Origin of the sequence: Clostridium vitabionis (assembly GCF_015351765.1) — a bacterium.
In the GTDB taxonomy this organism is placed as follows: Bacteria; Bacillota; Clostridia; order Lachnospirales; family Lachnospiraceae; genus Clostridium_R; species Clostridium_R vitabionis.
Map to the genome: position 1 here is coordinate 290,915 of NZ_JADKQA010000003.1, position 10,218 is coordinate 301,132.

Annotated in this window: 10 protein-coding genes and 1 pseudogene; all 11 read left to right on the plus strand. The window is 45.9% G+C overall.

From position 1 onward, the window contains the following. Window positions 1–57: 57 nt before the first annotated feature. The 11 genes and pseudogenes from tnpA to ISF27_RS08490 all read left to right on the plus strand — a co-directional run bounded on the left by tnpA (window position 58) and on the right by ISF27_RS08490 (window position 10,131). Window positions 58–471, plus strand: a complete 414-nt coding sequence (gene tnpA / locus ISF27_RS08440; protein ID WP_194611035.1) for an IS66 family insertion sequence element accessory protein TnpA — start codon at window positions 58–60, stop codon at window positions 469–471. Continuing rightward, on the plus strand, window positions 465–824 hold the full coding sequence (gene tnpB, locus ISF27_RS08445; protein WP_194611034.1) for an IS66 family insertion sequence element accessory protein TnpB: 360 nt from the start codon (window positions 465–467) through the stop codon (window positions 822–824). Before tnpA ends, tnpB begins: the two co-directional genes overlap by 7 nt. Window positions 825–951: 127 nt before the next feature. Then, window positions 952–2,586, plus strand: coding sequence for an IS66 family transposase (tnpC, locus tag ISF27_RS08450; protein ID WP_194611033.1), 1,635 nt, complete (start codon window positions 952–954; stop codon window positions 2,584–2,586). A gap of 384 nt (window positions 2,587–2,970) precedes the next feature. Continuing rightward, on the plus strand, window positions 2,971–3,501 hold the full coding sequence (locus ISF27_RS08455; RefSeq protein ID WP_194611061.1) for a hypothetical protein: 531 nt from the start codon (window positions 2,971–2,973) through the stop codon (window positions 3,499–3,501). A 502-nt stretch (window positions 3,502–4,003) separates the two neighbouring features. After that, window positions 4,004–5,071, plus strand: a complete 1,068-nt coding sequence (locus tag ISF27_RS08460; protein WP_194611062.1) for a Fic family protein — start codon at window positions 4,004–4,006, stop codon at window positions 5,069–5,071. Beyond that, window positions 5,071–5,667 (plus strand): annotated as a pseudogene (locus tag ISF27_RS08465) (type I restriction-modification system subunit M N-terminal domain-containing protein); the annotation flags it as partial. The gene ISF27_RS08460 and the pseudogene ISF27_RS08465, both read left to right, overlap by 1 nt. A 219-nt stretch (window positions 5,668–5,886) precedes the next feature. Continuing rightward, a complete protein-coding gene (locus tag ISF27_RS08470) occupies window positions 5,887–6,402 on the plus strand; it encodes a helix-turn-helix domain-containing protein (protein WP_066647661.1) in 516 nt (171 codons plus the stop codon). Beyond that, window positions 6,402–7,478 (plus strand): hypothetical protein, encoded by a 1,077-nt coding sequence (locus ISF27_RS08475; RefSeq protein WP_194611064.1) that lies wholly within the window; start codon window positions 6,402–6,404, stop codon window positions 7,476–7,478. The genes ISF27_RS08470 and ISF27_RS08475 overlap by 1 nt, the downstream gene beginning before the upstream one ends. 161 nt (window positions 7,479–7,639) lie before the next feature. Continuing rightward, on the plus strand, window positions 7,640–9,085 hold the full coding sequence (locus tag ISF27_RS08480; protein WP_194611065.1) for a hypothetical protein: 1,446 nt from the start codon (window positions 7,640–7,642) through the stop codon (window positions 9,083–9,085). A 54-nt stretch (window positions 9,086–9,139) separates the two neighbouring features. Next, entirely contained in the window at window positions 9,140–9,373 is a 234-nt protein-coding gene (locus ISF27_RS08485; protein WP_194611066.1) for a cytochrome C, read from the plus strand. Between the two features lie 209 nt (window positions 9,374–9,582). After that, entirely contained in the window at window positions 9,583–10,131 is a 549-nt protein-coding gene (locus ISF27_RS08490; RefSeq protein WP_194611067.1) for a hypothetical protein, read from the plus strand. Window positions 10,132–10,218 lie beyond the last annotated feature (87 nt).

Here is a 10,218-nt window from a genome sequence, read left to right on the forward strand (position 1 = left end):
CCAAACATTGAAGCAGATGTTGGAGTGAATTGCTCCAGCATCGGATTGGAGGACTTCATGCAGCTTAAGCAGGAAACAGACAGGATCTGGCTGGAGCGCATCAACGCTGCCAGAGTCAGCGGGCTTTCCGACTATGCCTGGTGCAAAGAGAATCGCATACCGGTCAGCACGTTTTATTACAATCTCCGCCGGCTGAAAAAGCAGGCTATCGAGATCAGAGAGAAACAGAAGCTCCCATCAGCGGCAAAACAGGAAGTAGTAAAACTTGATTTTGCCGCAGCAGAACAGGACGTGAAAGTTCCGGACCGGACGATCGATATTGTTGAAGCATCCCCGGCGAATCGAACACCGGCAGTGAAGCCTGAACCTGTTATTCGGATTCGTTCCGGAGCACTTACCGCAGACATCATGAGCGGTGCTGACGAGTGGATGATCCAGTCGCTTGTCCGGGCACTGCACCAGGTATGTTAGGCGATCTTTCCGGTGTCCGCAGCATCTACATTGTGACCGGGTACACAGACATGCGCAAGCAGATCGACGGCCTGGCCGCTCTGGTCCAGCATACGTTCTCTCTGGATCCGTATGCAAACAACCTGTATCTTTTCTGCGGACGCCGCTGCGACAGGATCAAAGCGCTTCACTATGAGCCGACCGGATTCGTGCTCTTCTATAAAAGACTGAATGTTGAAAACGGCCGCTTTCAGTGGCCGCGCACGGAGAAGGAGGCAAAGCTGATCACCCGCAAGCAGTTCAGCTATCTCATGGACGGCCTCGATATCGAGCAGCCCAAGGCTATGATCCCGGGGCAGAAAAAAGACTTCTGACTGGATGAAAAAGTGACGAGAAGTGCACAAACCCGAATGCTTAAAATGCCGGAAAACGGCTTAAATTCGGCATTTTTGCGTTCGTCATTCTGCTGAATCATGCCTCGATATATAGTATAATAGAGACATGAAAACGACAGGAAAAGCGGCCGGATCCGCTCCTCAGGACGAGGTTCTCATCAGGACAATTGAACAGCTGAACCAGCGGATCGACCAGCTTCTGAAGATGGTCGACAGTTTTCAGAATACGATTCAGAAGCTTCAGCAGGAGAACGAAAACCTCCGTGAACAGAATGCGTATCTGACAAAGCAGCTTTTCGCCCCGAAGAGCGAGAAGACAAAACAGATTGAAGGCCAGCTCAGCCTCTTTGATGAAGCAGAGAAAGAGGCTGATGTGGAAGCTTCCGCCAAAGGCGATACGATCACCGTTACGTACAAAAGAAAGCGGAAGTCTACACACCAGGAACTGATGGGGAATCTTGAAGAGAAGGAACGTTTTGTCGACCTTCCCGATGCTGAAAAAATCTGCCCGAAATGCGGCACCCCGATGGAATGTATCGGCAAAGAATTCGTCCGTGATGAAATCGAGGTCATTCCGAGGCAGGTCATCCGTTTCAAGGTATACCGCAGAGTTTACGGATGTCCGAAATGCAAAGCAGAATCGGATTCCGGCACGATCATCAAGGCACCTTTTCCGGAGCCCCTGATCCCGAACTCGTATGCCACACCCAGTGTGGTATCACTGGTTATGTATGACAAGTACTTTATGGGCATGCCGCTGTACCGTCAGGAGAAGGACTGGAACCAGCTCGGAGTCCTGGTCAACCGGACAACGCTGGCCAACTGGTGCATCACCTGCGGGATCAAATATATCCTGAAAGTAGTCAACCGCCTGCATGAGGAACTGATGAAGCGGGATATCGTCTACTGCGATGAAACGCCGGTGCAGGTTCTCCATGAGGATGGCCGGACGGCCACACAGAAATCGTATATGTGGCTTACCTGCAGCGGCAGGAAAGAGAAAGATCCGCCAATCGTGATCTACAGCTACCGGCCGACCCGCGCAGGGAAGAATGCGGCTGAACTTCTGGATGGATTCAGCGGACACTATCTCGTATGCGACGGATATCAGGGATACAATTCCCTGAAAGGACTGATCCGCTGCTCCTGTCTGGCGCACATCAGAAGAAAGTTTGTGGATGCGATCCAGAAGAAGGACGGGAAGCCGGTTCCCGGAACACCCGGACTTCAGGGAAAAGAGTTTTGCGATAAGCTCTTCGCGTGGGAACGCAGTTTTGCAGGACATGACCCTGAGACAAGAAAAACTGAACGCCTGGAGCATGAAAAACCTGTGCTCGAGGCTTTCTGGTCATGGCTGGACCAGCAGAATCCGACATCGGGTTCGCGGCTGGACAAAGCCGTGACTTATGCGCAGAATCAGCGCCGGTTCATGGAGAATTATCTCCTGGACGGCAGGATTGAGATCTCAAATCAGACCAGTGAGAACAGTGTCCGCCCGTTTGCGGTCGGCCGCCGGAACTGGCTTTTCTCTGATTCTGTCAACGGCGCTGTCGCCAGCGCTGCGATCTACAGTCTGATCGAGACAGCAAGACTGAACGGTCTGAAAATCAAGCCGTACCTGACAGAGGTACTGTCATATATGCGGGATCACCAGAATGGGTCCGTACGCATAGATGAGATCCTCCCATGGTCGGCAGAGATGCAGTCCAGGTTCAATCCCGATGTTAAGAAAGGACAATGAATAGCGAAAGAGTTGGAGCGAAATACTCCAACTCTCAATTTTGGAGCGTTTTGCTCCAACTGTTAACATAGGGTACGCGGAAATACTTCTCGCTTACAAAATATCTGAAAAGTGCATCTGAAAGAGTCAAAGAAAATATACACACGATCATGCAACTGTGTGTATGTTTACTGAAGCATCAGCCTTTCACAGCTCATGGGAGGCTGTTTTAGTACAGCTAAGCTGCTGGCAATCGCAGGAAATCCGGGAGAAAGCTTGGGCTTTGCCTTACACCAGGTTACACCAAAACTTACACCATTTGAAACACGATGTATGGAAACTTATGAGAAGTTATGGAAAAGGCGAGGGGTGGGGAGCTTTGTAAATGAAGGGTTTTGACAACTTATGACAAGTCTTGTAAATCCCATAAAAGAGCTCCCGACACTCAAGTCCCTCGGCTCCAAAAACAATGAAGCACATGCGGACGAAAAGGCCGGCGAAGAGAGCAGTTCCGAGGCCGTTTCCGAGCAGTCCGAGTTCTTCACCCCGAACAATAAGATCGATTTTACCGGTGTAAAGATCGAGCCGCTGTTCCAGGATTTCGTGGATTTTGACACCTTCAGCAAGTCCGATTTCCGGGCGGTGAAGGTCAAGGAATGCTCGGCTGTTCCGAAGAGTAAGAAGCTCTTAAAGTTCGTTCTGGACGACGGTACGGGCACGGATCGCGTGATTTTAAGCGGTATTCACGCCTATTACGAGCCGGAAGAGCTGGTCGGAAAGACCCTGATTGCCATCACCAATCTCCCGCCGAGAGCCATGATGGGAATCGACTCCTGCGGCATGCTCTTGTCCGCGGTGAATGAGAAAAACGGCGAGGAAGAGCTGCATCTTTTGATGGTCGATAACCATATCCCGTCCGGCGCGAAGCTGTATTGATCCGGGGAAAATCACGGGCGGAAAACCTGACACACATCCTAGTTCCAAAAACCTTCAAGGCACTCCTTTTCAGAATCAATCTGAGAGGGGTGCCTTTTTGCGTGCAGACAGCAGGAAAAGAGACTGAAAAGCCTTTTATCCCTGTTTGAATAGCAGCCAGATGACGCAGATGCTTATTATTCGGGCATCTGCACACAAATCTACAAGGAGCTTGCCACCATGAATGTCTTTAGACCTGAAGATTATCAGGAACTCCTGACCGAAGCCCTGAAGATCGATGAGCTTTGGCGGATCGAGGCAGATGACCTTGGGTATTTCATTGTAAATGGCTGAAACTGATAATCAAAACGCAGCTGCAAAGTATGCATTTCAATTTTTCTTTTCGTCATTTGTGTCAAAATGACGAAAAGACAACTTGACGATGATGCAGAGTGACGGTACATTATAGTTGAGTCGATATCTTTGAAATGGCGAAGCAGATGCTGCGTATGGAGAAGCATGCATGAGAAAATATGACTATAGAGAAAAATGGAAAAAGTTGCTGACGCCGGAAATCATTTCCCTGCTCACCTCAATTCATGAATATAAAGGAGAGCAACGTCTGATTGCCGAACGTTATGCCGATGTACTGACAGATCTGGTGGATATCGCCAGAATCCAGAGTACAGAAAGCTCCAATAAAATCGAAGGCATTTATACCTCGGACGAAAGGCTGAAAAAGATCGTTCTCGACAAGACGATGCCCCGAAATCGAAATGAGCAGGAAATAGCCGGTTACAGGGATGTTCTGAATACTATTCATGAGAATTACGATTTCATTCCGATTCGTGCAACTCTGCTCCTTCAGCTCCACAGAGATCTTTATAAGTTTCAGGGTGCCGGAACCGGTGGAGTCTTCAAAAATGTAGATAATACGATTGAAGAGGTGGATGAAAACGGAAAGGCTAAAATCAGGTTCCAACCGGTTTCCGCCTGGGAGACGCCGGAGGCCGTGGATCAGCTCTGTGCTGCTTATAATCAGGTTCTGAAAGAGCCAGACGTGGATCCGCTTCTGATCATGCCGATGTTCATTCTTGATTTTCTGTGTATTCATCCTTTCCGTGATGGTAATGGAAGGATGAGCCGACTCCTGACGCTTTTGCTCCTCTATCAGGGAGGCTATTATGTCGGTAAGTATATCAGTATTGAAAAGCTGATTGAACGGACAAAGGACTCCTATTACGAGGATCTTCAGGCGAGCTCCACGGGATGGCACGAAGAGCTCAACGACTATGCTCCATTCGTGAAATATCTTCTGGGTGTTGTAGTTGCGTCCTATCGTGAATTCTTTGAACGAACCAAGCTGATCACGTCCGTAAAGATGTCTAAGCCGGAGCGGATTGCAGAGGAGATAAAAAATCATATCGGGACAATCACAAAGGCACAGCTGGTGGAGCAGGTGCCGGATGTCAGTCAGACAACTGTCCAGAGGACACTTACTGAACTGACTAAACAGGGCAAGATCATCAAACTCGGCGCAGGCCGTTATATCAAATACAGATGGAACTGGGATCAGGAGGATGAACAGTAATGATTACAGGTGAACTGAAAAACAAGATCGACAGCATTTGGGAGATCTTCTGGACCGGTGGCCTTACAAATCCGCTGGATGTCATTGAACAGATGACTTATATGATGTTCATTCATGACCTGGATGACTCGGATAATCTCCGGGCAAAGGAAGCAGCTATGCTGGGCCTTCCTTATCAAAGTATCTTTGCAGATGAAGTCCAGATTGGCGATCGGACAATCGCCGGAAATCAGCTGAAATGGAGTATCTTTCATGATTTCCCGGCGGCTAAAATGTATAGCGTGGTTCAGGAATGGGTATTTCCGTTTATCAAAAATCTGCATGGAGATAAGGACAGTGCCTATGCGAAATATATGGGAGATGCGATCTTCAAAATTCCGACGCCGCTGATGCTGGATAAAATCGTCACTTCCATGGATACCCTTTATGCTCAAATGGCACAGGTGAAATCTTCGGATATCCGAGGGGACGTTTACGAATACCTGCTTTCTAAGCTTTCCACGGCCGGCGTGAACGGACAGTTCCGCACACCAAGACACATCATCCGAATGATGGTCGATCTGATGGAACCGGAACCGGATGAAGTAATCTGTGAAAACATCCGACCGAAAATGATACAATTTAACATTTCTAGAATTTGCGCATGAAAAAAGGGTGCAAGGTCAAAAATTAGGGTGCAACAGGATCAACTGGCCATGTAGATGACCAGCTTTTTTTGTGCCTTGAGGAAATATTTGTCAATTTTAATACTACAAATGATATCGTTGTAAATGTAGTAATAAAGTGATAACATAAGGATATAAGGAGGCAGTCAAGTGAAGACATATACTGTGAAGGAAGTTGCAGAAATGCTTGATACCAACCCCGAAACAGTCCGGAGATGGATCCGCTCCGGAAAACTGAAAGCAGAGAAAAGTTCGCGTAAAGATGGAAATGTAATCCAGGAGGATGACCTTTACAAATATTTGCGGGGCACATCTAAATATGCCGGAGTTGCTGCCGGTATGGTATTGGGTAGCCCTTTGCTCGCCGTTACATCGCTAATTGCAACTGCGGGCGTTGGAGTGGTGGCCGCCTTGGCTTCGGCAGGATTAAAGAAAAATAATGAGAATATTGAGATATTTTCGGACGATGTCAAAAAGACCCTCGAGGATAATATTTCCGAAAGCAAGAAAATAATAGAGAGTAAGAAGTCGGCGATATCTGAATTACAGGCCGAAATCAATAGAGAGCAGCAAAAAATTGAGGACTGTAATCTTGCTCTTGAACATCTGTCAGATGCAGTTAATACGGTTGAGCGTAATCCGAACGGAAAAAGGGAGTCAGACTAATGGCGGAAAAGAATGTTGTTGTAAAAAAGGACAGTGACCTTGTGCCGGGTGAAACATTACATGCAAAAGTGTTACATATTACCGCTGAAACGGAAGGCGTGGATTTCAATGGGCTCCTTGCTAGGCTTACGCAATATGTGAATATCGGCGATGCTCTGGCTCACGTTGAACGGCAGATGAAGTATGTGGTACAGATCCCTCTCAAGGATCAGGAAGCATTTAATGCCGGTGAGCTTTTCCTTAATCAGAACACGAAAACTGGTGTTTTGTGGCCGACATTATACAAAACTGCTGAAAACGGAAAAAGACAGTTTGTAGATAATCTTCCTATCAAAGAGGAGGCGCTTGTAAAGGGTAATCCGTTTGATGCGATTGCAATGGGTTACCACAATATCTACATGCAGGAACAGATGAATGAGCTGTCTGAAATGATCAATCGTACTTATAAGGCGGTAGAACGAATTGAGCGTGGTCAGATGGATGATCGTATCGGTGAATTAAAGGCAGGCAGGGATCAGATCCTGTTGGCTTTGAAACTTGATCCCGAACGTCGCAGCATGGAAATTGCTGAAGGGAGAAGTCACATCTTATCTGCTCAGAAAAAGTTACTTCAGACTTTCAAGAGCCGAGTGGAAGGATTTACACCGATACCGAAAGATGAAAGGGATCGATTCTGGCTTGAGTTCAGGCATGGAGGAATTTTGCAAGAAAAGGATAAAGAATTCTCGGATATCCAGGAATACTATGGATTTTATCTGGAGGCAACTCAGCTCCTAGCTGCATCCTATGCAATTTACGGCGATATGGATGAGGCGGAAAAGGTCTTTGAAATAGCAAAAACTGAAATGAGTGAAATCAGATTCGATTCCATAAAGACCATTGATTATATTCACAAGCAGACTCAGGAACTTTTCTATAATTGTCCGGAAGAATATATCGAGGCTGAAAAAGATGTATGTATGGCTGATGCAAAAGATTACGATGTCATTGATGTGGAAGTGACAGGTCAGAAATTATTGGAGGTATTTGGAAATGTCCGAAAAGAAGAGATTCCAGAATCAGACACTGAACAGTGACGATTACAAAGAAACAGAGGACGGAGCGGAAACACTCAAAAACGGTATGAAATTAGCGGCATTCCTTGTTCCGGCTGGTCTAGCGTTAAAGAAATATGGCCCAAAGTTATTAAAGGGGGTTAAGTAAATTTTAAAAGCTTGATGCGGGGAGGACTCATAATATGTTGCTTTATTCAACCACTTTAAAGATCAATGATAGTCTGACCGGGGACAAATTCATTTCACTGGTGATTGAGTGGAATCAGAAAAGTCCACATAAGGAGAATGTGATTCCCAACCTGAACTGGAATGGCGAACACAATGTCCGCTTCGGAAATGAATGGCTTTGGATGGATATCGAGGAATACCGCAATAAAAACATAATCGCCGTACGGTATGAAAAGAAAGAGGCCGACGGTGCTGTGTGGGATACGGATTATGTGATGAATTTCGATGAAATGAAGATGGCCATACGGCTTGACAGGAGCTACACGGAAGATGCTTTGATGGAGAATCCGAGCTTCTCAACACCGCATTTTCTGACACTGTTGATTGAAAACGGTTATGTGGCTGATGATTATGACCTTCCGATTCTCAGAAAGCCAATATTAATAAACAACAGCAATCTGGATCAGCTGACTGACGTAATCAAAGGCAGGAAGAAATACAGACTTCCCATAGTCTATGTATCAAAAACTGTTTACAACAAGGAACCGTTAAACTGTAGTTTACTATGCAGTAAACTGAAGGGTGCTGCGCATGTCCTGCTTCAACAGGACAAATCGGATAATTATGCGATCCGTACACGTTGCAATGACAGTAATGAATATTTCGGTGGGATTGGCATTTATTTCCCGAATGGCAACCACAGACGGTATATATACCGGGAATATGCCAACGAAGCCAGCATATTGATGAATAAAGTCGCTAATGCTGTATTCCGCTATATGAACGTGCAGACCATTCCACCACTTTATACGTGGGCTGGAGTAAATAACTCTTTGCTTCGAGACAAATGGAGCAGTAACCGAGCAGAAAAGATGGCTGCCGAAACCGCACGGCAACACGCTGAAGCAGAGTTCCAGGAATATCAGGAAACATTTGATCAGGAAAACGTTAAACTTCAAAGCGAGAACGATGATTTGCATAACAGGATTGAAGAACTGACTAGGGACATTTATTCGCTTCAGCAGGAAAACCAGGGACTAAGAGCAAAATTAAGCGATACTGAGGATGTTCCTATTATTTTTCTCGGTGACGAAGAGGAATTCTATCAAGGCGAAATTCGCGAGATGGTGTTGGATGCCGTTGATGAAAAACTGAAAAATACAAAAGAAAAGACGCGCAGATACGATGTGTATAGGGATATCCTTAAAAAGAATCATTACCAAGGATTGACTGCTGAGCGGATTGAAACGATTAAAAACCTGTTGAAAGACTATAAAACAATGAGTGGAACTTTACGGCAGCAGCTGATGGATCTTGGCTTTGTGATTACAGAAGAAGGAAAGCATTATAGGCTTACATATTATGGGGACGGAAGGTACAAGACCACATTTGCCAAGACAGGCTCTGATCATCGCGAAGGCAGAAACAATGCGGCTGTAATTGCCAAGAATATGTTTTGATGAACAGCTATGAGCGTATTTCCAGAAACTACGGATGGCGTATAGGAAAACAAAATGCAGAAGATTACAAACAAACAGTACGAAGAATACCGCAGGCTTATCTATGACCGTGAGCATGGCCGTATACTGACTCCGGACGGACTGCGGCTGATCTGCTCTGCCTGCGACTATGATCCCACGGAGATCGGTAAGATCATGCTGGAGAATCTCGCAAAGTTTCAGGCGTCCGGCGCGGTGTATACGTACGACCGCGAAAGCGATCGTGAAGCGGAAGAGGATAAGAACTGAGAAAAAACACTTGCTCCGGCGCTGTTACAGCATTATTCTGTAATTAACTAAAACTTCCCATACCCAAAATGGGATTTGTTCCTTGAAAATTCAATAATTCAGGCAATCAGATAGCATTTAAGCTGCGGAATACGACCTCATCAATGCTGATTGAAGATACGAAGGCAGTCGATTCACAAAAAGTCATGTGATTATCTAAAGGAGGCGTTATGAAAAAACATGTGGGAATTCTCGTACTTTGTCTTATTTTCACTGCTCTTTTCTGCTGTCTGACTGCTTGTTCTGGTAACGAAAAGACTTTGCTTGACGGCACCTATATTAAAGTAACGAAAGGTTCCGGCAATAATAGTCAGGCCAATATCCATACAGAATATAAATCGAATGCAGTCGCAGCCATGAAGAAAGGAGAAAGTCTATGCGAAAGCATTGAAAAACAGGCAGATCATAAAGGCGGCAACCTGACCCTGTCGGACGGCAGTAAGATTGACCTGGATCTCTCCATACAGACTGCATCTTCAAATGGCAGTACATCGAAAAAAAGTGAATCCATGTATGGTATGACTGCGGGCACCCTGAAAGAGCTTGGAAATACACTCCAAATCGATTTTCTGGAACCGAAGAATATAGAAGCTGCCGCGTCAGAAAATCAGTATGCCCTGACAGCAGATCCGGAATTTACTTCTGTCGAGATCACTTCAGTTGCAATTCCCTGGGAAAAATATACGATCTCAACAGAAATCGATATCTATCCGTGTTGACTTCCAATAAAACGTGCAACTAGAGAAAAACTGCGCGCAATACAACGCCCCAAAAGCCTTGAAAACACTGGATAATTCCGCATTTTT

Excerpts from the sequence above, each read along its gene's own strand:
- tnpA (WP_194611035.1), top strand. The coding sequence starts at position 58 with ATGCAGCTTAAGCAGGAAACAGACAGGATCTGGCTGGAGCGCATCAAC.
- tnpB (WP_194611034.1), top strand. The coding sequence starts at position 465 with ATGTTAGGCGATCTTTCCGGTGTCCGCAGCATCTACATTGTGACCGGG.
- tnpC (WP_194611033.1), top strand. The coding sequence starts at position 952 with ATGAAAACGACAGGAAAAGCGGCCGGATCCGCTCCTCAGGACGAGGTT.
- ISF27_RS08455 (WP_194611061.1), top strand. The coding sequence starts at position 2,971 with ATGACAAGTCTTGTAAATCCCATAAAAGAGCTCCCGACACTCAAGTCC.
- ISF27_RS08460 (WP_194611062.1), top strand. The coding sequence starts at position 4,004 with ATGAGAAAATATGACTATAGAGAAAAATGGAAAAAGTTGCTGACGCCG.
- ISF27_RS08475 (WP_194611064.1), top strand. The coding sequence starts at position 6,402 with ATGGCGGAAAAGAATGTTGTTGTAAAAAAGGACAGTGACCTTGTGCCG.
- ISF27_RS08480 (WP_194611065.1), top strand. The coding sequence starts at position 7,640 with ATGTTGCTTTATTCAACCACTTTAAAGATCAATGATAGTCTGACCGGG.
- ISF27_RS08485 (WP_194611066.1), top strand. The coding sequence starts at position 9,140 with ATGCAGAAGATTACAAACAAACAGTACGAAGAATACCGCAGGCTTATC.
- ISF27_RS08490 (WP_194611067.1), top strand. The coding sequence starts at position 9,583 with ATGAAAAAACATGTGGGAATTCTCGTACTTTGTCTTATTTTCACTGCT.